The sequence below is a fragment of the Thermoactinomyces sp. CICC 23799 genome (assembly GCF_016055145.1).
GTDB lineage: Bacteria > Bacillota > Bacilli > Thermoactinomycetales > Thermoactinomycetaceae > Thermoactinomyces > Thermoactinomyces intermedius.
Map to the genome: position 1 here is coordinate 201,832 of NZ_JAECVV010000008.1, position 19,418 is coordinate 221,249.

Below are 19,418 nucleotides of genomic sequence, written 5' to 3' on the forward strand. Positions count from 1 at the left end.
AAGGAGGAAGAAGAAGATTATGCCGACGATCCCGGAAGTGTTTCAGCGCGTAAATCGTGAAAAGTTTATACGCAAGGAGGACGGGAGCCTGATCCCGCAGATTTCATCTGATGGCGCGATCCGTGGCAGTCTTGAATTATTGGATGTCCAAAAAGGACAGCGGGTGCTGGAGATCGGTACGGGTTCCGCGTACAGCACGGCATTGATCGCCTTACTTGCCGGGCCCGACGGCAAGGTTGTCTCTTTGGATATTGAGCCGAAACTCACCCGACGTGCACGCCGGATGTTTGAAGACCAAAATTTGCATCAGGTGCAATTTGAAACCCGGGACGGGCGCAAAGGTTGGGAAGCGGGTTCCCCATATGACCGGATTGTGGCTTGGACAACCCCGGATCTTCTTCCTGAAGCGTGGAAACATCAATTGAAAGAAGGCGGTTGGGTGGTAACGCCATTTAAAGTGCTTCCAATTGCGGACACCAATGTTGTGGTTCGACTGATCAAAAGAAACGGGAAACTGAAAGGGGAAAATGTCATTCCGGGTTCGTACATTGCCATGACGGAAAGAACACCGGAAGAGTTTTTCGGACCTTGGATTCATGCCCATTGGTCGGGAGAAGGAGAGAATCCGTGGTGGGTCAGTTCCTCTTGGATGGAAAGACCGGTTGATTCTGACTGGGTCTGTCACTTCCTCTATCTCAATCCAACAACTCCTCCTTTTCCGGAAGTTGGCGACGAGCTTCGGGCATTCTTGCTGGCAGTAAATCCCGATGGTCTGACAACGGCAGAGCGATCGGATGGAAGCTATATCGGATACAGCAGTCCGGAAGGATTTGCATTGCTTTCCCTCCGGGATTCTCAATGGATCACAACGGACGAAAGGCATGCACATGTTCTAATCCGTTGGAGGGAATCGTGGATCCGGAAAAAACGTCCATCCTACAGCCGGATCAAAGCCCGGGTGGTTGGAAAACGAGTCCGGGTTGAACTGAAAAAGGAACCGGAGCCAAAGGAAATTTAGGCTATTCAATTTTACCGTTCTTGTGCTTCTGAACGTGTAAACCAAACATTAAAATACTGTTTTTTCCATGGAGTCATAAAGCCTTATGAACTAACAAAAATAATTGATGTCATAACCATTTCAGATGCAAAAAGTGTGGTTATACCTGCCATGCTGATCTGAATGGAGCAATCAATATAGCTAAAGCCCTTTCTGGGTTAGTAGCCTAGCGTACTGGTAACAGGTACGCCGCCCATGTGGGTACACTCTAACCACATGGGACGGGGTGATGACACACCCCTGAACTTGGGCGTTGTCCAAAACGGAAACGGACTACGGATGCTAACGACCCAAGAATCCCACGGCTTCAGCCGTGTGGAGTGTCAATATGGGAGAATCATTTGTTGGACTTGGACGAAAACGGTATATTGATATAGAAAAAACCCTTGGATGGGCTGGTTGTTTGGGGAAAGGGCATTGATTTGAGAAAATGGAAGATTTGCGGAATCGGGGTTTGGTCATACAATCCGCTTCCGGACATTAAACGGTTGGCGGATTTTTGTTTGGCGGGGAAAGGAATGCGGCGGGGAGAGCTTTTTGTCCGTTTCTGTGGTATTCTGTTTAGGATAGATAAGAGGAAATGGAAAACAGGATATGATTCAGAAGAGGTTGATGAAGATGAAAGTGGTTTTGGCGACGTTGAATGCAAAGTACATTCATACTTCTTTGGCGTTGCGGTATTTAAAAGCATACAGCAGCCGGGAATTTGATGTGGAGATTGCGGAGTACACGATCAAGGATCCGGCGATGAATGTGGTTTCGGATCTGTATCAACGCCGGCCCGATGTGATCGGTTTTTCTTGTTACATATGGAATATTGAAGAGACCATTCCGATTTTGGATATGATAAAAAAAATCATGCCTCAGACAAAGATTGTGCTGGGCGGGCCGGAAGTGTCGTATGACACCCGTGAATGGATGGAACGGTTGCCGCAAGTGGATTTCATTGTGATGGGGGAAGGGGAAGCGACGTTTCATCACTTGCTGAAGGAGATCAGCACAGAAGAGCGGTATGATCAGGTGTTGGGAGTGGCTTACCGCCAGGGGGAAGAAGTGATCCTCAATCCACCGCGGCCCAAGTTGCACTTGAATGAGATTCCGACTCCGCACCGCTTTCCGGAAGATTTGCCCGACTTGTCCAAGCGGGTGATTTATTTCGAGACGAGCCGGGGATGTCCGTTTAATTGCCAGTTTTGCTTGTCCAGCATTGAAGTGGGGGTCCGGTATTTTGATATCGAACGGACGAAGGCGGACCTCATGTACTTGATTGAAAACGGGGCAAAGCTGATCAAATTTGTGGACCGGACGTTTAATATCAAGCGGGATTATGCGCTGGAGATTTTCCGGTTTCTCATTGACCATCACCAAGGGTGTGTGTTCCAGTTCGAGATCACGGCAGATATCATGCGGCCGGAAGTGTTGCAATTTTTGACGGAAAATGCGCCTCCGGGGATTTTCCGCTTTGAAATCGGGGTTCAATCGACGAACGACCCGACCAACTTGGCGGTGAAACGGAGACAAAACTTCTCCAAACTGTCGCGCACGGTGAACATGATCAAAGAAAGCGGCAAGATTGCCCAGCACCTGGATTTGATCGCCGGATTGCCCCATGAAGATTATGACACGTTTAAAAAGACATTTAATGATGTATTTGCCCTGCGGCCGGAAGAATTGCAACTGGGCTTTTTGAAAATGTTGAGGGGAACGGGACTTCGCATCCAGGCTGATCAGTATGAGTATGTTTACATGGAGCGGGCACCTTATGAGATCTTGGGCAACAAGGACCTTTCCTTTGCCGACATTGTCCGCATCAAGCGCGTGGAGGATGTGTTGGAAAAGTATTGGAATGCGCATCGCATGGACCACACCTTGAACTATTTGATTGAGCACGAGTTTCCTTCTGCCTTTGACTTTTTCCAGGAGTTTGGCGACTACTGGGAGGAGCAGGGATGGCAACGAATCGGGCATCAGTTGGAAGATCTCTTTTTGCGTCTGGTTTCCTTTCTGAAAAGCAGGGGCACTTCACAGCCGGATGTGATTTTGGGGTTGATGAAGTATGACTATTATCTCAATCATCGTCACCGTCCGCGCAAAGTATGGTGGGACTGGACACTGAGCAAGGAGGAACAAGCCGCTTATTTGAAAATGGCGTTGAAATCGCCGGAGAAAGTCTCGGGAGATTTCGGGGAGCAACCGGTGAGCGAAAGGCAGTTGTTCAAGCATGCGGTGATCGAGTCGGTGCCGTTTGATTTGGAAAGATACCGTAAGACCGGCGAAATCCTCTTGAAAAAACAATTGATGATCGCTTATTATGAACCGGGAAAACCGGTGAAGATTTATACCATGGATCCGGACAATGACTAAGCCCTTTCTCCTCTTTGGAGAAAAGGGTTTGTTTTTATCAGGAAAATTGAAGAATAGGATATCTTCCGGAGAAAGATGATGTTATACTAGATGGCTGTGAATATCAGAAAACAGAAAGTGAAAGTGATGCGAAATGGTTTTGCGAATGGTGATTATTGTCCTTTCTTCCATCTTGATTGCCTTTGCATGGAATGTGTTTTTGTTGCCGCATAAGATTTTAAGCAGCGGCGTTTCCGGGATCGCCATGATTATCAGTTTGTTGACGCCGATCAACACCGGGGTCATCAACTTTGCGTTGAATCTTCCTTTGCTTCTGCTCGGATACATGAAGCTGGGGAAAAAGTTCATCATCAATACGATTCTTTCGGTTGTCGTCACCTCGGTGGCCTTGTGGTTGATTCCCGTTGAACCAATTTCCAGCGACCCGATCATGTCCTCGCTGTTCGGGGGCGTGCTCGCCGGCATCGGTACCGGATTTATCTTTCGTTCATCCGGTTCCACCGGGGGATTGGATATCATTGTCTTTTTGCTGACCCGAAAAAAAGAGTTTTCCCTGGGGACGCTCACCTTTACCCTGAATGCGGTGATCGTGTTTGTTTCAGGGTTTTTGTTTGACTGGGACACGGCCCTTTACACCATGTTGTCCATTTTTGCCACCGGCAAAGTGATTGACATGATTCATACCAAACATTTGAAAGTCACTTTGATGATCATCACCAGCAAAGGGGAGGAAATCCGGAAAAGCCTGATTTCCCGGCTGGTGCGGGGAATCACGATTGTCGACGGGGAGGGAGCTTACACCCGGGAAAAACGAAAAGTCCTGTTCATGATTATTTCCCGCTACCAATTGGCGGAAGTGAAAAGGGTGATCATGGAAAACGATCCCAAAGCGTTTGTCAATATCATGGAAACTGTGGAAGTGATGGGATATTTTCACCGGGATTTCAACGAAGAAAATGGTTAAAAAACGTTGAACTTTGCATGAAGCGGGTCAGACTTGCGTTAAACTATAGTTGGAATTGCCTGTGAAGAAAGGATTGCGTTATGAAGTCGAAGTCTCGGGTGCAGAAACGAAAGGACGAACATATCGAAATCGTGCTGAATGAAAATGTGACCAGCCGGCAAGTGACCACCGGATTGGAACATTACCGCTTTGTTCATCAGGCGTTGCCGGAGCTGGATTTTCGTGAAATTGATCTTTCCTGTTCCTTTTTGGGGAAACCTTTGAAAGCACCGCTTTTCATCAGCTCGATGACCGGCGGGACCGAAGAAACGGGGGAGATCAACCGCATGTTGGCCATTGCGGCCCAAGAGTGCGGGTGGGGGATGGCGCTCGGATCGATGCGTGTGATTCTGGACCGCCCGGCGGTGGAACACACCTTTCAAGTCCGGCGCCATGCCCCGGATATTCCGTTGATCGCCAATATCGGAGCCGTGCAACTGAATCACGGGATCGGGGAAGAAGAGTGTTACCGCTTCGTGGAGACGGCGGAAGCCGATGCGCTGGTTTTGCATCTGAATTCGATGCAAGAAGTGTTTCAGCCGGAGGGGGATGTCAATTTCAAAGGCATCCTCCGGAAAATTGAAAAGCTGTGCCGGCGCGTTTCTTTTCCCGTCGGCGTCAAAGAAGTGGGTTGGGGAATCAACGGCGAATTGGTCAAAACCCTGTTTGATTGCGGTGTGCAATTTGTGGATGTGGCCGGAGCGGGCGGCACTTCGTGGAGTCAGGTGGAAAAGCACCGGACCACCCCCTTGCTGAAAAAAGCGGCACAAGCTTTTGAAAATTGGGGGATTCCGACGGCGGAATGTGTGATCGAAGCGCGGAGTGCGGTCCCTTCCGGAACGATCCTTGCCAGCGGCGGATTGAAAAACGGGGTGGATGCCGCGAAGGCGATTGCGTTGGGAGCAGATCTGGCCGGATTTGGACGTTCGCTTTTGCCCTATGCGGCTGATGACCGGCAGGATATGTTGATCGACCGGCTCCGGCAGGTGATGATGGAAATGAAAATTGCCATGTTTGGAGCGGGCATCGGTTCCGTCAAGGAACTGTTCCAGACCGACCGGTTGGTGTTTCATGCATGGCAGTGACCGCGGTGTAATCGCTTCCGTTTTGGTTGACAACGGACCGGTGGTTAATATTTAATAAAATTAAATATTAACCTTCCTAACCAATGGGAATGAGATGGAAAGCGGGGAGACGGATGACATTTGATCACGAGAACATTATTACCAACATTCAAATGAAACAATATGCCATTACCCGGAGAATCGGACAGCATATTACCACGGCGTTATCCGAAATCGGTTTGACCCGGGCACAGTTTCATATTTTGAGTTATATCGGGTCGAGCGACCGATGCCGGGCGACCGACATTGCCAACATGATGGAAGTCAAGCCCAGTGCGGTGACGTTGATGATAGACCGTTTGGAAGCCCACCAGTGGGTAAGGCGCTCCCAGGATGTTTTTGACCGTCGCGTGGTTGTCATTGAGCTGACGGAAGAAGGAAAAAATATATTGGCCAAAGCGAAAAAAATCAGTGAAGAAGTGGTGAAACGCTATTTGTCCAATTTGTCCCAAGAAGATTTGATCCGCTTGCTGGAAATTTATGAAAAATTGGAGCGGATCGTAAACGACGAAAAACGGACGGAATAAATTTTTCGGAAAATGTTTAAGGGTCTATCACTGCAAAAAGACGTCAAAATGCCAGTAAAAACAGAGAAAAATCCCCCTTAAAAAAGATCAGAAATGGAGGGCGGATTTGTCAAATAACGAAAGTTGTGTATTCAATACAATTCAAGGATATTGATAAAAAGGATGATCTTTATGCAGCTACCCGGCTGGTTGCAAAGCTGGAAATGGGATCAGCGTTGGCAGGAAACGGGATTTGAGTTTTTGGATGAAGCTGCTTTTTTGGATGAGCTGGCACAGTTTATGGATCGGGAAGCTGATTTGATCGTTTTTGCCGAAGCGAGGGATCTGAGCATTCCCCGCGGTATTGTGCTTGCTTATCAACCTTTGGTGGAACATCAAATTTTTGCAATCTTTCAAGGATGTGTTTCATATCCGTTGGCCATTCCGGCCGATTTGGATGAAGTCCGGCGCTTTTCGGATTATTATTTGTCGCCGGGTTGGCAAATGGAGCAAATGCGCTTGCCTCACCACACGATCCCGCAGGTTTGGAGAGGAACGAGCCAGCGGCAGTTGACACCGCTGACAGAAGAGCGCTTGAAATGGTCTTCCTTTTACATAGGCGTCGGCCATTATGAACATGAAATGGTTGACTTGGAAAACAGCGCGGCGTTCAATCCTTTTTTGCGCACCGACCGGATGGTGACGGCCACTGCGGACGGAGGGCAGTGGTCACAATGGTACACGAATTACTCCGGTTCCATTTTCTCCTTGTACCGCATCCCGATGGAGGATCAATGGGGCATTTTTTATCTGTTTGTCCACTACAGGCCGTGCCCTTACCTGGAAGGGAAGAGGCAAACCTTAAATAAACTGGCGTCAGAGGAGAAACCTGCCGGAAAATTGCCGGTGGATGCTCCCTTTGATGTGGTTCTGGCCTTGGATCAATTCCCTTTTTATCAGCTCTTTACCATAGAAGAGTTAAAAGAAGAGGCATTAAACGGCAATTATGAATGGTTTATTCATTTGCTCGGATATTTGGATTGTCCCTTGGTCAAACGGGAAATCGGGGATCTGGAGCAAGTGTTTGCCGATTTTGCCGATTGCCGCCACGAAAAAATCCGGCGTGAAGTGACGACGCTGGCGCACCTTCACGGTTGGCGAAATTTATTGAATCAATTGCAGGAAAACGATTAAGCAAAATCCCTCCTTCAAACAGGAGGGATTTTTTTGTTTCTGAAGAAGTGTATTTTAATTTAATCATGTTTCAAAAAGGCCGGCACGTCAAAACAGGTGGTCAGGATGGAATGGTTGACGTATTTGGTGTCTTTTTCGAAGCGGTCCACATACACTTGATCATAATTTTTGGAGCCCAGGGTGAAGCTCCAGAAGCCGCCCGGATAGGTGGGAACCGTTGCCGTGTATACTTTGACGGCCGGATACAGATCGCGGATGTGGCGGATGGTTTGGTTCATGACGGATCGGTGAAACAGCGGGGACTGGCTTTGGCACACCATTAATCCGTCTTCTTTTAAAGCCCGGTGGATGTTTTCATAGAAGCTTTTTTCAAAAAGCGCTCTGGCAGGGCCCACGGGATCGGAGGAGTCCACGATGATCACATCGTAGTGATCCCGAATGTTTTCCACATGTTTGATCCCGTCATTAAAAATAAAGTTCACCCGGGGATCGGAAAGATTTCCGGAAACCGCCGGCAGGTATTTTTTGCAGGCGTCGACCACCAGCTCGTCAATTTCCACCATGTCGATTTCTTTGACATTCTCATATTTGCATACTTCCCGGGCGGCTCCGCAGTCCCCGCCCCCGATGATCAGCACGCGCTCGGGATTCGGGTGGATGGAAAGCGGGATGTGGGTGATCATTTCATTGTAGATGTGGCCGTCCAGGGAAGTGGTTTGCACCACGCCGTCCAAAACGAGCATGCGGCCGAAATCATATGAATCCAAAATCATGACATGTTGAAAAGGGGATTTTTCCGAAAACACCACTTCTTTGATCCGGTAACTCACCTTCATGTTTTCCCGTTCATCTTCGATCAGCCATAAATCCCCGTTTTTTTCTTGCAGAAATTCAGGTGTTTGGTTCAACCGTCCAACCTCCTTCATATATGTTACCGAGACACCATTTTATCAGATGTGTCACCGTTTTGCAGTTTTTTGTTTACTGGATTTAGTTTGTCAAGGTGTATAATTTTATATATACTTTCTTGATAAGGATATGATGAAAGTTTGAAATAAAGGAGAGGCTTATGGAAAAGAAAAAGCCGGTCTCTTACGAGCGATTTGCTGAAATCGAATTTTTATTGCGGGAAATCAGTGTGATTGTCAAAAGAAAAGGAAGGGAAATCCTGGACCGGTTTCCGGTGACCCCGCCCCAGTTTTCAGCTTTGTTGTTGCTTCAGGAAAACGGGGATTTAACCATCGGGGAATTGAGTCAAAAAATGTTTTTGGCTTGCAGTACGATGACCGATTTGATTGACCGGATGGAGAAAAACGAAGTGGTGGAACGGATAAGGGATGAACGTGACCGGCGCGTGGTGCGGATCCGTTTATTGGATAAAGGGCGGAAAATCATCGATGAAGTTTTGGCAGCCCGTCGGCAGTATTTGTCCGACATTCTCTCGCATTTGTCATCTGAAGAGACGGAGCAAATCCAAAAACATTTATCCGTTTTGTATCATGAAATGAAAAAAGATTGAGGTTTTCCTCCATTCATGCACCGAATGGAGGTTTTTGTTGCCTGTGTTCCAATTCTTGGGGAAACCAATATGATATCATATCCGGTTGAGACAGAGGGATAGGAGTTGGATTTTTGTATGATGCAGCAAACCAGAGACCGGGCGATCGGCATCCTTGATTCCGGGGTCGGCGGGTTGACCGTTGCCCGTGAAGTGATGCGGCAGTTGCCCCGGGAGACCATTTATTATGTGGGGGATACCAAACGCTGTCCGTATGGCCCCCGCAGCAAAGAAGAAGTCCGGAAATTCACCATGGGCATTGTCCGGTTTTTGATGAATCATCCGATCAAAGCGATTTTGATCGCGTGCAATACCGCAACCGCCGCAGCGCTGGATTTGGTGAGAGAACAGGTGGACATTCCGGTCCTGGGAGTGATTGATCCCGGAGCGCGGGCGGCCATTAAAGCGACGAAAAACAAAACGATTGGCGTGATCGGCACGCAGGGAACGATTCAAAGCGGGGCTTATGAACAGGCTCTCCGCAAAATCCATCCCGACTTGACCATTCACAGTCTGGCCTGTCCGGCCTTTGTGCCGCTGGTGGAAAGCGGGTATCGCCATACCGCTTTGGCCGATGACATAGTTGCCGACACGTTGTCCCCGCTCCGGAACACTTCCATGGACACCTTGATTCTCGGATGCACGCATTATCCCCTTTTGGCGGATTCCATCCGAAAAGCGGTGAGCGAATCGGTGTCCATCATCAGCTCGGCGGAAGAAACCGCGGTGGAGTTAAGCACGATTTTGCAGCACCAACAATTGCTTTCGGATCAGCATTCGCCCAAACACCGCTTCTTTACGACGGGGTCGACGGAAAGCTTTTCGAAGATTGCCGAAGACTGGTTTGGTTTTCCGGTCAAGGTGGAACAGGTGGAGCTTTATTTCCCTTCGGTGGGATAAAATTTTGTTCCGGAAAGTGCTAAATTCCCCCCATGCCCGTATACATGTAATAAATGACTTGTCCTTGGGGGGAGATTGTTCATGGATCAAAGATTCATACGCTCAGCCGTTTTTCTATTATTCATTCCTTTGCTGGTGACCGGATGCATGTTCGGACCGGGAAAAGAATCCACCAAGCCCATTGACCCGCCCCCGGCCAATGCCAATTTGGACAACGCAACGCCGGTGGGGGCCGGCCAAGAAAAAAAGGATGACAAACAGGAAAAGACGACCGGGGTCGAACTTTATTTCAAAACGAATAACGGCCACGTCGCTCCTTATACCTTGAATCTTCCGGCTTCCACAGGGATTGCCAAAGAAGTGTTAAAGTTCATGGTGAAGGAAGGACCGGGAGCGTCCATGCTGCCGGAAGGGATGACTCCGATTCTGCCCAAAGGAACGCAGGTGAAGGCGTTAAATATTTCAGACGGGGTTGCAACCATTGACTTTTCAAAAGAATTTTTGAACTACAAAGAGGATGAAGAAGAGGATTTGTTAAGTGCCGTGACTTGGACGTTGACGGGTTTTCCCACCATTGACCAGGTGAATATCTGGGTCGATGGGAAACCGCTTGCGGTCATGCCGAAGAAAAAGACACCGGCTCAAGGTTTGACCCGTAAAGACGGGATCAATCTGGAGGTGGCCGAAGGAACGGACCTGACGCGGAGCATGCCGGTCATCCTGTATTTCATGGGGCAATTGCCCAATAACGAAATTTACTATGTGCCGGTGACCCGGATGGTCAATTCATCGGACCAAATCGGCGAAACGGTGATGAAAGAGCTGATCAAAGGGCCGCAATACGATTCCGGTTTGAGTGCGGCGCTGGACAACACCTTGGCGGTGAATAAAGTTCAGGTCAAAGACAAGGTGGTGTCGGCGGATCTGGGAGAGCAACTGTTACAGTACGGAAAGAACAGCGCTTCCAAAGACGCCATCCAAACGATCGTGTTGTCCTTGACGGAAAACACCGATGCGGATAAAGTGCAATTGACCGTGAACGGGAAACAAAGCGTTGCCGTGGAAGGGGAAGGAACCGTCAGCAATCCCGTGGCCCGCCCCGTCTTTGTCAATCCAAATAAATCCTGATGCAGGTGCAAAAGGAATGAGTCAAATTTCATTCCTTTTTTTCTTTTCTCATTCGGTATTTGGGATAAGGGTATGCTATACTAAAGGAACTTGGCACAGGAGGGAAGCATCATTGAGAACCGATGGACGCGCAAATCATGAACTAAGAAAAGTGGAAATGCAGCGAGGCTTTATCAAGACGGCGGAAGGTTCCGTTTACATAACCGTGGGGGATACCCGGGTCATTTGTACGGCGACGGTGGAAGAAAGAGTCCCCCCTTTTTTGCGAAATTCCGGTAAAGGGTGGATTACCGCGGAATATTCGATGTTGCCGAGAGCGACCCATCAACGGACCGTTCGTGAATCCAGCCGGGGGAAAGTCAGCGGCCGGACGATGGAGATCCAGCGCCTGATTGGAAGGGCACTCCGTTCCGTTGTGGATTTATCCGCCATCGGGGAAAGAACCCTGTGGATCGACTGCGATGTGATCCAAGCCGACGGCGGAACCCGTACCGCGGCGATTACCGGAGCATTTGTCGCCATGGTGGATGCGCTGGCTCCCATGGTGAAAAACGGCGTTTTAAAAGAGATGCCGGTCAAAGACTTTTTGGCTGCGACCAGTGTGGGGATCGTCGGGGAAGAAGTGCTCTTGGATCTTTGTTATGAAGAAGACTCCTCCGCCATTGTGGATATGAACATTGTCATGACAGGTCTCGGAAAATATGTGGAAATCCAAGGAACGGGCGAAGAATCTCCTTTTTCGGGCGATCAGCTTTTCCAACTTTTGGAGCTGGCCAAAAAGGGAACGTCTGAATTGATTCTCATGCAAAAAGAAATCTTGGGAAGTGACGCCGAACTGGTGGGGAAAACCGTTTCGGAGGAAAGTTCTTCGGCAACGAAATAAACCAATCGGGCCCATGAGCTTTTTTATTGTTCATGGGCTTTCCCATGAACCATTGAAAGGGAAAGGAAGAGAAACATGAAAAGAAACTGGCCTTTTCCGTATATCATCATTGCGACGGGAAACCGAAACAAATTGGAACAATTCCGGGAACTGTTTTTGGAGCATTTGAACCTGGATGTCAAAGGGTTGAAAGACTTTCAAGATTTGCCCGGCATTGTAGAGGATCAGGACACGTTTGAAGGCAATGCCGTCAAAAAAGCGGAAACGATTGCCCGGCATTTGAATGCGCCGGTGGTTTCGGATGATTCCGGTCTGGTGGTGCCGGCGTTAAACGGGGAGCCCGGCGTTTATTCGGCCCGCTATGCGGGGGAAAATGCCACGGATGAAGAGAACAACCAAAAATTGCTGAAGCAAATGGAATCCGTCCCGCAAGAGAAACGCCAGGCTTACTATGTTTGCGTTATGGCGCTGGCTGTGCCCGGTGAACCGACCAAAACCGTGGAAGGAACGTGCCACGGCGAAATCACGCGGGAGCCGCGGGGGGATCAGGGTTTCGGTTATGATCCGCTTTTTTACGTGCCTTCGCTTCACAAAACGATGGCGGAGCTGAGCAATCAAGAAAAATTCGCCATCAGTCACCGCGGGAAAGCCACCCGTCTGTTGATCGAAGAGATGAAGAACATGTATCATTTTTCATAAGAGGAGGAATGATGATGAAAGTGTTGATCATCAGCGATTCACACGGCCGGGCGAAGCGGTTGAATGAAATTGTGGACCGGGTGAAAGCCGATCATGTGATCCATTGCGGCGATTTTTGCACCGGCCGGTCTGAACTTCCCTCCGTGCCGTTGACTGTGGTGAGAGGCAATTGCGATTGGGAAGAGGTTTCCGAGGAAGAGATCTTTGAAGCGGATTCCCTTTGTTTTTTTGTCACGCATGGCCACCTGTACCGGGTGAAAGAGTCTTTGCTTCCCATCAAATACCGGGCGCAGGAAGCGGGAGCGCAAATTGCTTGTTTCGGCCACTCCCATTTTCCGGTGTGCGAAAAAGAAGACGGCGTTTTGCTGATCAATCCGGGAAGCATCACGCAACCCCGTGGCTTTACTGTACCGACCTATGCCGTTTTGGAGACAAAAGACGGGAAAATCAAAGTGGTGTTCTACCAAATCGATGGAACCCCGATTACCGAGCGGGGATTTGAAGGGGAATTGTCGTAATGATAATTCCTTTTCCTTTTGCCCGTTTTTTTTGCTGGAATAAAAAAAGTGGTTGACGGAAAGAATAATCTGTTGTAGAATATGTTGTGTCGTCACGGCGAATTAGAAAAATGTCCCAGTAGCTCAGCTGGATAGAGCAGCGGCCTTCTAAGCCGTCGGTCGGGAGTTCGAATCTCTCCTGGGACGCCAAGCCGTTTTGAAATGTGACATCGGAAACCGGTAGTGAACCGGTTGAACGCGTGAAGGCGTTCGCCTTTTTCGTCTGTACAGGCGAAAGGCGGACGTCTTATTATTTTGTCTGAAACCCGACTCCACGTAAACTCCCGGTAAGAGAGCGTATTGGCAAAAACCTCATTAAGGAACGGGCGCGCTTTTGGGTGGAAGAAGGCTGTTAAGTGGCGAAGCTGAAGGTGCCGTGGGAGATTCCCGGCGGTTCCGGTTGGTGTCCCTTTGCAGGAGCCGCATTTTTTGCCCGGTTTGCCGCTGATTCGCGCGATCAGCAGCAAGTTGGCTGAAACAGGAAAATATCTTCAATTTAAAGAATTAAAAATAAAAGAGACGGTAAAGTTTCTCTTTCTTTTCAGATTGCTTGGAGGTCATAAGAATGGAAATGCCAAAACATATTGTGGCAGTGGGTGGCATCGTCGAAGATGAACAAGGGAATATCCTTTTGGTGAAGACGAAACATGGCGGATGGGTATTTCCCGGTGGACAAGTGGAAGTCGGGGAAAATCTGATGGATGCATTAATCAGAGAAGTCAAAGAGGAAAGCGGGATAGACGTAATTGTATCGCATTTGATTGGCGTTTATTCAAATACAGGGATTTACAAATGGTATGACGGTGTCACGGAGATTCCGACCAAAATCATGTTAGACTTTGTGTGCACTCCTGTGGGCGGAGCATTATGCACTTCGGAGGAAACATTGGAAAGCCGCTGGGTTGCAAAGGATAAAGTGCTTGATAAGATTACAGCCCCCGCAATACGTACCCGTTATCAAGCTTATATGGATTTTGACAGAAATATCCGATATATGGAATATATCACGAAACCCGAATTTGAAATTAAACTGCACAGGGGTATTTAAAAACGGCAATCTTGGCAAACGTCAATTAACCGCTCTGGTATGGGCATTGTTTGGTCAAAAGTCTATAATAAAAATATAAAGAAAATTATCAATTTTATTTGTGATGCCGATCCGAGACCCGCCACAAACGGAAGGAGGCTTGAAGATGGCATCCCTTTGCCTTCGCTGTGGTGAGCAAACGTTGGGAAAGTCCCGGGACGGCTATGTGTACTGCAGCAACTGCGGATACGAGGAATACGACGGCTGCGGGGAAGACGACGGTTGAACGGATGCGCCCGTTACGGGCGTTTTTTCATGCAGGAATCATTGTGGCTATAACGAATAAATATCCGCACAGTTTGAAGCGAGGGAGCGATGAACTTGCGTACGGTGGATGCGTTCTTAAAAGGGTACAAACCGGCCTTCTTGGATATTCCCCTTGAAAGATGGAAAACGGAGCACATGGAGTATTTGCTGGAAACTTACCCGTATGTCGGGCAGAACGATTATGATTTGCTGAGCGGGCGGCCTTTTTATTTGTTCTTTCAAAACGAGCTCATCCAATCTTTATTCCATGCGGAAGTGAAACGCAGCGGAACGTTATCCGCCAAAGAAGCCGACCGGATTTTGGGGACGATTTTGGGTTTTCCGCCGAAAGCCGTGGATTTTTACGTACGGATGATGGAAGAAGAGAGAAAAGGAAACATCGAAGAATATCACCGGTTGAGAGGCCAGAAAATCGGGTTGATTTACTGCGGATGCAGCTTTGCAACCGATATCGAGGACCTCGAAATCAATGCACTCTGGTTGCTGGACAAATATCCGTACGAAGAAGCGAAAGAAGATGGAATGTACATACGGTTGGACGGAGAGAGAATTAGGGTGCCTATCGAAAGCTATCGCCAATTGGCGGAGTTTCACGAATCCATACGGCAAAGACGGGGTGCGGTACCGGTATAACCAGCCTTTTTCAGGCTTGTTATTTTTTTGTGGAGGCAGAACAAAAGCCCGGCTGCGGTTCTGTCAGCCGGATTTAGATGTTCTGTGCGTAAAACAGCGTTGTTTGCTGTTTCATCGTTACAAAATGTGCGTTTTGTAACCTTTTATGTGCATAAAAAATGAAATGTGATGCCGAAGAGAGCAAATCATTTTGGGGAGAGAGCTTTTTTACCGATTAAAAGGCGCTATCGTGTATTTTGCAAAGTTTGGTCTTGGAACGAAGTGGTCGGTTCTGTGGCCGGAAACGGGGAAAAGGGTTGGCATGTGGTGAACCGCATTATGGTGATCGGGGTTTCATCCGGTGGGGGCAAATCGACGTTTGCGCGGAAATTAGGGCAAATCTTAAAGATCCGTGTTTACCATTTGGATGCTTTCTATTGGAAACCGGGCTGGGTGGAGTCTTCACCGGAAGAGTTCGTCACAGCTCAGCAAGAAATTGTGAACCAACGCCAATGGATTATGGAAGGGAATTACAGTCGTACGTTTGAGATGCGGGCAGAACATGCGGATACCATGATCTATTTGGAACTGCCCCGATATTTGTGCCTGTTGCGTGTGATCAAGCGCATTTTGGTGAACATGGGGAAAACACGACCGGATATGGGAGAAGGATGCCCGGACCACTTACGATTCCCGCCAGAGAAAAATGATGGAGCGATTAGAAAACTTTCAAAAGTCCGGCTCTGACAAAACGGTTGTCATCTTAAAGAGCAGACAAGAGATTCATCGTTTTCTGGAAAATATCAAAAGGCAGGAAGAGAGAAATAAGTAAGAAAAAATTGCACGGGAAACCCGAGCTGAAAAAAGGGCCAAAGAAAGGTCAAACAGTTATTTTAACAAAACAGTGGTAAACAACTGGCTATCCAGATTTCTGTAGAACCTTCTCTGATCCAAATTTGAAAGCTTAGAGATGCAAAAGATCTTCCACGCTTACCTTGCATCATCATCAGAATCCTGCTAAGAGGCAGCTTGTTTTAACTGAAGTTCATGGCCCAACTAAACATACTGGTGGACGCAAGATTTGGGAAATTAGATTCCGGCAAATAAGTGGGGGGATATTATGAAATGGAGAAAAAGCAAGGTACCTGCTGATAAGCAATCAATTTATCAGGTAGAAAAAAATTTTGGGATTCAATTCCCTTCCGATTTCCGACAGATTGCAATTACTTCTCATGGAACCCAACCAAGTCCTGATACGATTGACTTTGGAGATCTAAAACAAATGGTATTTGGTTGTTTACTTTCATTTGAAAAAAACTCCCCGATCTATATTGAAAGAGTATATCGTTGGGTAAAAGACGATCTTCCTGACAAAGTTTTTCCTTTTGCAAAAGATCCTTTTGGCAACTTGTATTGTTTTGATTATAGAGACAGTGAAGATCCTATCATTGTATATTGGTACCATGAATCTTCAAATGTCACAAAAGTATGTGACAATTTCTCAGATATCGAGAAAATGCTATACGAACCCGACCAGGATTAAAGTTACAAACAGCCTGTTCAGCGGGATATAGCGTGAACAGGCTGATGTTTTTTCATTTTGGGCTGGTTTATCGCTGATTTCAACTCAAGAAGATGAATGATGTTCATCTCTGACATCTTCTTCAATATCATTTAAAAATTCATCAAGTAATTGATGAAGTTTTTCCCTTGAAAACTTTGGTTGTTCAAAAGCAGAGGAAAAATCGATCGTGCTATCACGACTAAAATTATCTTCTTCAAACCAAACAGAAAAACGAACCTCACGAATTGTTTTATTCAAAATTTCTCACTCCGTTAAAGTGGGATGTCAGTAAACGTTATAAAAATATCTTTTGATGATTGTATCATCAGTAATGAAAGAAAGACAAAGGATGACTATGAGATATTTCTTTACAACGAAAGATAGATTATCCTGAGGATAGTATATATATTCCTAATCCTTTGAATATCATCCGGATTGGATAGAGGGGTCGTTATGCAATGGTATGATCATGTTAGTGAAGATGCAAAGGCGGCTTTTTATTTATCTTTAACAGAAAAAGTATTGGATAAAATCAGTCATTATGAATGGTTTCATCATGTAAAAGAAACCATGAACATGTGTTGGAATTGGATTGAGGAAAGAGGATGGAGTGGACATGATCTTTATGAAAGGCTTGATGATGAAGAATCAGAAACAGGGTTATTTTCAATTCACATGAATGAAGTCGATGCTGGTTTAGATGACGATGAAGATGAACTTGCTTTTTTCTGTGTAATCGATGCAGTGGCATACACGGTTTGGCAAGCCTGTAAGTATGAAGAGAAAGGCTATGTTCCGCAAGCAATTGAAGTTGTAAATGATGAATTTACAGACGGTGAATTTATGAGAAAAATTTGCCAGATTCATGATTACCAAGAAGAATGGGCTGAGCGATTAAAACAATACCTGATGAAAAACCATTTGGCAGGCAGTGACAAGAAGATCCAAAGAGAAGAATTGTTGAGCTTGATTTCGTAAAAATTGGTTCCATGGATGTTCGTTGAAAGCCCGCCCGGTCAAAAGGAGCGGGTTTTGGTTTTGTTAAAGGTGAAAGCAAAAGTGCCATGTTTCCATGGGTTATTACTGAATGATGCGGTGAAATCATGATTGATCTCATATCTTGAAAGGTGATCAGAGCAATGAGTGACTTTTCTTTTTTGAAAAAATATGTTCTTCCATCTAGACACATCCAAGCACCTCCGGATTTTAAGCATAAATTTTATCCGGTTGGCAAACGTGAAGTGGAAGAAGCGGAACAAAGGCTCAATCGAACGTTTCCAAAAGAGTTAAGGGAATTTTATTTGCAAATTGGATATGGCTTTATGTGTTTTCATCAGAAGACTTTTGATAACCTGATTATGGGTCCCCATTCCATCGCAGATTTGATCTTGGGTGAAGATATCTGGGAGGATTACGATCTGGTGGAAGAGATTGCAGAGGACCCACATTTGTTCCCATTTTTTTTCTTGGGTAATGATGACTTGATTTTTTTCGATTTGAGTCAAGAGACAAGAGAAGGAATTCATCCGGTTGATTATGCAGGGGTGATCATTGCGGAATCCCTCGAAGATTTTTTACGAAAGCTGGATGCTAAAGAAAATTATTATATCTATGTTGTTGATGATGAATCGGGTTTTTGAAAGATTTTCCCCCACTATAAAAAATATAGTGGCACCTGATTGAACGATAGAATATCAAATGCTGAAAAATTGATTCCGATTTTGCGGCTGATATTTTACGAAAATGATTGTGAGATAACAGCTTCAACAAACATTAAAAACCATTATGGAACAATGTAACGAACTTGGGAGGCAATAGAGTGTGGAGTGGTACAAAAAAGTAAATATGGATGCGAGAGCGGCTTATTTTTTAGCTTTATCTGAGAAAGTTTTAGATAAATTAACTAAATTTGATTGGTTTCCTGCAATAAGAAAGTCCATGGATTTGTGTTGGGAATGGATCGAGGAAAAAAAGTTAAGTGGACTCGACATGTATTTGGAGATAGACGATGAAGACGAGGGATTGTTTGTTGTCACGACTTTAACAGATCCGTTTTCAGGAAATTCTCAAGCAGAGTCAGCTTTTTGGTGTGTTCTGGATGCCGTATCATACACCATAAAACAAGCATATATCTTTGCTGGTGAGCAAAATAAAGTTCCGCAACCTGTTGAACCGGTCAATGATGAAAATACGCCAGATGAATTTTTGGAAGAAATTAAAAAAATAAACGGCTACCAAGAAGAATGGTCCGAGCGGTTACAGAAATACCTGCTGAAACATTATCCGGCAGGAAGTGACAAGAAGATGAAGAGAGAAGAATTGTTGAACTTGATTGCATAAAAAATGGTTCCATGGATGTTGTTTGGAAGCCCGCTCTGGTGAAACAGGAGCGGGCTTTGGTTTTGTTAAAGATGACAGCATACCATGTTTCAATGAGTTGTCACTTAATGACGTGGAAGTGAAATCATGAATGACCGATATCATATCTTAGGAGGTGATCACAGCAATGAGTGACTTTTCTTTTTTAAAAAAATATGTTCTTCCATCCGTAAACGTTCAAGCACCACCAGAGTATAAACATGTATTTTATCCTCTGGATACAGGTGAAGTTGAAGAAGCAGAAAAAAGACTCAATCGAACGTTTCCAAAAGAGTTAAGGGAATTTTATTTACAAATTGGATATGGCTTTATGTGTTTTCATCAGAGGACTTTTGATAACCTGATTATGGGTCCCCATTCCATCGCAGATTTGATCTTGGGTGTGGGAAGATTACTATCTGGTGGAAGAGATCGCAGAGGATCCACATTTGTTCCCGTTTTTTTTCTTGGGTAATGATGACTTGATTTTTTTCGATTTGAGTCAAGAGACAAGAGAAGGAATTCATCCGGTTGATTATGCAGGGGTGATCATTGCG

The 19,418-nt window shown here is 46.3% G+C and carries 22 protein-coding genes, 1 tRNA gene and 2 pseudogenes; 23 read left to right on the top strand and 2 right to left on the bottom strand.

Going from position 1 to position 19,418, the window contains the following annotated elements:
- The first annotated feature begins 19 nt into the window (after nucleotides 1–19).
- The 7 genes and pseudogenes from I8U21_RS12230 to I8U21_RS12260 all read left to right on the top strand — a co-directional run bounded on the left by I8U21_RS12230 (nucleotide 20) and on the right by I8U21_RS12260 (nucleotide 7,248).
- On the top strand, nucleotides 20–1,018 hold the full coding sequence (locus I8U21_RS12230) for a protein-L-isoaspartate O-methyltransferase family protein (protein ID WP_198054008.1): 999 nt from the start codon (nucleotides 20–22) through the stop codon (nucleotides 1,016–1,018).
- 116 nt (nucleotides 1,019–1,134) lie between these two features.
- A pseudogene (locus tag I8U21_RS12235) lies at nucleotides 1,135–1,227 on the top strand (zinc ribbon domain-containing protein); the annotation flags it as partial.
- Between the two features lie 448 nt (nucleotides 1,228–1,675).
- Nucleotides 1,676–3,421: a B12-binding domain-containing radical SAM protein gene (locus I8U21_RS12240; RefSeq protein WP_181731871.1), complete on the top strand. Its 1,746-nt coding sequence runs from the start codon at nucleotides 1,676–1,678 to the stop codon at nucleotides 3,419–3,421.
- 133 nt (nucleotides 3,422–3,554) lie between these two features.
- Entirely contained in the window at nucleotides 3,555–4,385 is an 831-nt protein-coding gene (locus I8U21_RS12245) for a YitT family protein (protein WP_181731870.1), read from the top strand.
- Nucleotides 4,386–4,465: 80 nt separating this feature from the next.
- On the top strand, nucleotides 4,466–5,509 hold the full coding sequence (fni, locus tag I8U21_RS12250; RefSeq protein ID WP_181731869.1) for a type 2 isopentenyl-diphosphate Delta-isomerase: 1,044 nt from the start codon (nucleotides 4,466–4,468) through the stop codon (nucleotides 5,507–5,509).
- 113 nt (nucleotides 5,510–5,622) lie between these two features.
- A complete protein-coding gene (locus I8U21_RS12255) occupies nucleotides 5,623–6,075 on the top strand; it encodes a MarR family winged helix-turn-helix transcriptional regulator (RefSeq protein WP_181731868.1) in 453 nt (150 codons plus the stop codon).
- 171 nt (nucleotides 6,076–6,246) lie between these two features.
- Nucleotides 6,247–7,248: a hypothetical protein gene (locus I8U21_RS12260; protein WP_181731867.1), complete on the top strand. Its 1,002-nt coding sequence runs from the start codon at nucleotides 6,247–6,249 to the stop codon at nucleotides 7,246–7,248.
- A 59-nt stretch (nucleotides 7,249–7,307) separates the two neighbouring features.
- Here I8U21_RS12260 and speE read toward each other — a convergent pair whose 3' ends face one another.
- Nucleotides 7,308–8,174 carry a polyamine aminopropyltransferase gene (speE, locus tag I8U21_RS12265; RefSeq protein ID WP_181731866.1) on the bottom strand — a complete coding sequence of 289 codons (867 nt, stop codon included), beginning with the start codon at nucleotides 8,172–8,174 and terminating at the stop codon, nucleotides 7,308–7,310.
- Nucleotides 8,175–8,317: 143 nt separating this feature from the next.
- Between speE and I8U21_RS12270 the strand changes: the two genes are divergently transcribed.
- The 12 genes and pseudogenes from I8U21_RS12270 to I8U21_RS12325 all read left to right on the top strand — a co-directional run bounded on the left by I8U21_RS12270 (nucleotide 8,318) and on the right by I8U21_RS12325 (nucleotide 16,482).
- Entirely contained in the window at nucleotides 8,318–8,767 is a 450-nt protein-coding gene (locus I8U21_RS12270) for a MarR family winged helix-turn-helix transcriptional regulator (RefSeq protein ID WP_181731865.1), read from the top strand.
- Between the two features lie 117 nt (nucleotides 8,768–8,884).
- The gene (gene racE / locus I8U21_RS12275) at nucleotides 8,885–9,706 is read left to right on the top strand and encodes a glutamate racemase (protein ID WP_232335506.1); all 822 of its coding nucleotides are present in this window, start codon (nucleotides 8,885–8,887) and stop codon (nucleotides 9,704–9,706) included.
- 81 nt (nucleotides 9,707–9,787) lie between these two features.
- The gene (locus I8U21_RS12280; protein ID WP_181731863.1) at nucleotides 9,788–10,834 is read left to right on the top strand and encodes a GerMN domain-containing protein; all 1,047 of its coding nucleotides are present in this window, start codon (nucleotides 9,788–9,790) and stop codon (nucleotides 10,832–10,834) included.
- Nucleotides 10,835–10,946: 112 nt separating this feature from the next.
- Nucleotides 10,947–11,717 carry a ribonuclease PH gene (rph, locus tag I8U21_RS12285; RefSeq protein WP_181731862.1) on the top strand — a complete coding sequence of 257 codons (771 nt, stop codon included), beginning with the start codon at nucleotides 10,947–10,949 and terminating at the stop codon, nucleotides 11,715–11,717.
- A gap of 75 nt (nucleotides 11,718–11,792) precedes the next feature.
- Nucleotides 11,793–12,416 (top strand): XTP/dITP diphosphatase, encoded by a 624-nt coding sequence (locus tag I8U21_RS12290; RefSeq protein WP_181731861.1) that lies wholly within the window; start codon nucleotides 11,793–11,795, stop codon nucleotides 12,414–12,416.
- Between the two features lie 14 nt (nucleotides 12,417–12,430).
- Nucleotides 12,431–12,934 carry a metallophosphoesterase family protein gene (locus I8U21_RS12295; protein ID WP_181731860.1) on the top strand — a complete coding sequence of 168 codons (504 nt, stop codon included), beginning with the start codon at nucleotides 12,431–12,433 and terminating at the stop codon, nucleotides 12,932–12,934.
- Nucleotides 12,935–13,046: 112 nt separating this feature from the next.
- Nucleotides 13,047–13,123: transfer RNA gene (locus I8U21_RS12300), tRNA-Arg, on the top strand.
- A 415-nt stretch (nucleotides 13,124–13,538) separates the two neighbouring features.
- Nucleotides 13,539–14,021: an NUDIX hydrolase gene (locus tag I8U21_RS12305; protein WP_181731859.1), complete on the top strand. Its 483-nt coding sequence runs from the start codon at nucleotides 13,539–13,541 to the stop codon at nucleotides 14,019–14,021.
- Nucleotides 14,022–14,375: 354 nt separating this feature from the next.
- A complete protein-coding gene (locus tag I8U21_RS12310; protein ID WP_198054009.1) occupies nucleotides 14,376–14,960 on the top strand; it encodes a hypothetical protein in 585 nt (194 codons plus the stop codon).
- A gap of 168 nt (nucleotides 14,961–15,128) precedes the next feature.
- Nucleotides 15,129–15,686, top strand: coding sequence for a P-loop NTPase family protein (locus tag I8U21_RS12315; RefSeq protein WP_370527088.1), 558 nt, complete (start codon nucleotides 15,129–15,131; stop codon nucleotides 15,684–15,686).
- A 245-nt stretch (nucleotides 15,687–15,931) separates the two neighbouring features.
- Nucleotides 15,932–16,063 (top strand): annotated as a pseudogene (locus tag I8U21_RS12320) (HNH endonuclease); the annotation flags it as partial.
- Entirely contained in the window at nucleotides 16,060–16,482 is a 423-nt protein-coding gene (locus I8U21_RS12325; protein ID WP_181731856.1) for an SMI1/KNR4 family protein, read from the top strand. The pseudogene I8U21_RS12320 and the gene I8U21_RS12325, both read left to right, overlap by 4 nt.
- 84 nt (nucleotides 16,483–16,566) lie before the next feature.
- Here the strand turns inward: I8U21_RS12325 and I8U21_RS12330 are convergent, their stop codons facing one another.
- Complete coding sequence (locus tag I8U21_RS12330) at nucleotides 16,567–16,761, bottom strand: hypothetical protein (protein WP_181731855.1); 195 nt, start codon at nucleotides 16,759–16,761, stop codon at nucleotides 16,567–16,569.
- Nucleotides 16,762–16,956: 195 nt separating this feature from the next.
- Here I8U21_RS12330 and I8U21_RS12335 point away from each other — a divergent pair, with 195 nt between their 5' ends.
- From I8U21_RS12335 to I8U21_RS12350, 4 genes are all read left to right on the top strand, one after another.
- Nucleotides 16,957–17,481 (top strand): Imm6 family immunity protein, encoded by a 525-nt coding sequence (locus I8U21_RS12335; protein WP_198054010.1) that lies wholly within the window; start codon nucleotides 16,957–16,959, stop codon nucleotides 17,479–17,481.
- Nucleotides 17,482–17,642: 161 nt separating this feature from the next.
- A complete protein-coding gene (locus I8U21_RS12340; RefSeq protein ID WP_181821644.1) occupies nucleotides 17,643–18,143 on the top strand; it encodes an SMI1/KNR4 family protein in 501 nt (166 codons plus the stop codon).
- A 181-nt stretch (nucleotides 18,144–18,324) separates the two neighbouring features.
- On the top strand, nucleotides 18,325–18,843 hold the full coding sequence (locus I8U21_RS12345) for an Imm6 family immunity protein (protein WP_198054011.1): 519 nt from the start codon (nucleotides 18,325–18,327) through the stop codon (nucleotides 18,841–18,843).
- 166 nt (nucleotides 18,844–19,009) lie between these two features.
- Nucleotides 19,010–19,336 carry an SMI1/KNR4 family protein gene (locus I8U21_RS12350; protein ID WP_181731830.1) on the top strand — a complete coding sequence of 109 codons (327 nt, stop codon included), beginning with the start codon at nucleotides 19,010–19,012 and terminating at the stop codon, nucleotides 19,334–19,336.
- Nucleotides 19,337–19,418 lie beyond the last annotated feature (82 nt).

What these genes read in the sequence shown, in the direction of transcription:
- I8U21_RS12230 (WP_198054008.1), top strand. Translation starts at nt 20, where the DNA reads ATGCCGACGATCCCGGAAGTGTTTCAGCGCGTAAATCGTGAAAAGTTT.
- I8U21_RS12240 (WP_181731871.1), top strand. Translation starts at nt 1,676, where the DNA reads ATGAAAGTGGTTTTGGCGACGTTGAATGCAAAGTACATTCATACTTCT.
- I8U21_RS12245 (WP_181731870.1), top strand. Translation starts at nt 3,555, where the DNA reads ATGGTTTTGCGAATGGTGATTATTGTCCTTTCTTCCATCTTGATTGCC.
- fni (WP_181731869.1), top strand. Translation starts at nt 4,466, where the DNA reads ATGAAGTCGAAGTCTCGGGTGCAGAAACGAAAGGACGAACATATCGAA.
- I8U21_RS12255 (WP_181731868.1), top strand. Translation starts at nt 5,623, where the DNA reads ATGACATTTGATCACGAGAACATTATTACCAACATTCAAATGAAACAA.
- I8U21_RS12260 (WP_181731867.1), top strand. Translation starts at nt 6,247, where the DNA reads ATGCAGCTACCCGGCTGGTTGCAAAGCTGGAAATGGGATCAGCGTTGG.
- speE (WP_181731866.1), bottom strand. Translation starts at nt 8,174, where the DNA reads ATGAAGGAGGTTGGACGGTTGAACCAAACACCTGAATTTCTGCAAGAA.
- I8U21_RS12270 (WP_181731865.1), top strand. Translation starts at nt 8,318, where the DNA reads ATGGAAAAGAAAAAGCCGGTCTCTTACGAGCGATTTGCTGAAATCGAA.
- racE (WP_232335506.1), top strand. Translation starts at nt 8,885, where the DNA reads ATGATGCAGCAAACCAGAGACCGGGCGATCGGCATCCTTGATTCCGGG.
- I8U21_RS12280 (WP_181731863.1), top strand. Translation starts at nt 9,788, where the DNA reads ATGGATCAAAGATTCATACGCTCAGCCGTTTTTCTATTATTCATTCCT.
- I8U21_RS12290 (WP_181731861.1), top strand. Translation starts at nt 11,793, where the DNA reads ATGAAAAGAAACTGGCCTTTTCCGTATATCATCATTGCGACGGGAAAC.
- I8U21_RS12295 (WP_181731860.1), top strand. Translation starts at nt 12,431, where the DNA reads ATGAAAGTGTTGATCATCAGCGATTCACACGGCCGGGCGAAGCGGTTG.
- I8U21_RS12305 (WP_181731859.1), top strand. Translation starts at nt 13,539, where the DNA reads ATGGAAATGCCAAAACATATTGTGGCAGTGGGTGGCATCGTCGAAGAT.
- I8U21_RS12310 (WP_198054009.1), top strand. Translation starts at nt 14,376, where the DNA reads ATGAACTTGCGTACGGTGGATGCGTTCTTAAAAGGGTACAAACCGGCC.
- I8U21_RS12315 (WP_370527088.1), top strand. Translation starts at nt 15,129, where the DNA reads ATGCCGAAGAGAGCAAATCATTTTGGGGAGAGAGCTTTTTTACCGATT.
- I8U21_RS12325 (WP_181731856.1), top strand. Translation starts at nt 16,060, where the DNA reads ATGAAATGGAGAAAAAGCAAGGTACCTGCTGATAAGCAATCAATTTAT.
- I8U21_RS12335 (WP_198054010.1), top strand. Translation starts at nt 16,957, where the DNA reads ATGCAATGGTATGATCATGTTAGTGAAGATGCAAAGGCGGCTTTTTAT.
- I8U21_RS12340 (WP_181821644.1), top strand. Translation starts at nt 17,643, where the DNA reads ATGAGTGACTTTTCTTTTTTGAAAAAATATGTTCTTCCATCTAGACAC.
- I8U21_RS12350 (WP_181731830.1), top strand. Translation starts at nt 19,010, where the DNA reads ATGAGTGACTTTTCTTTTTTAAAAAAATATGTTCTTCCATCCGTAAAC.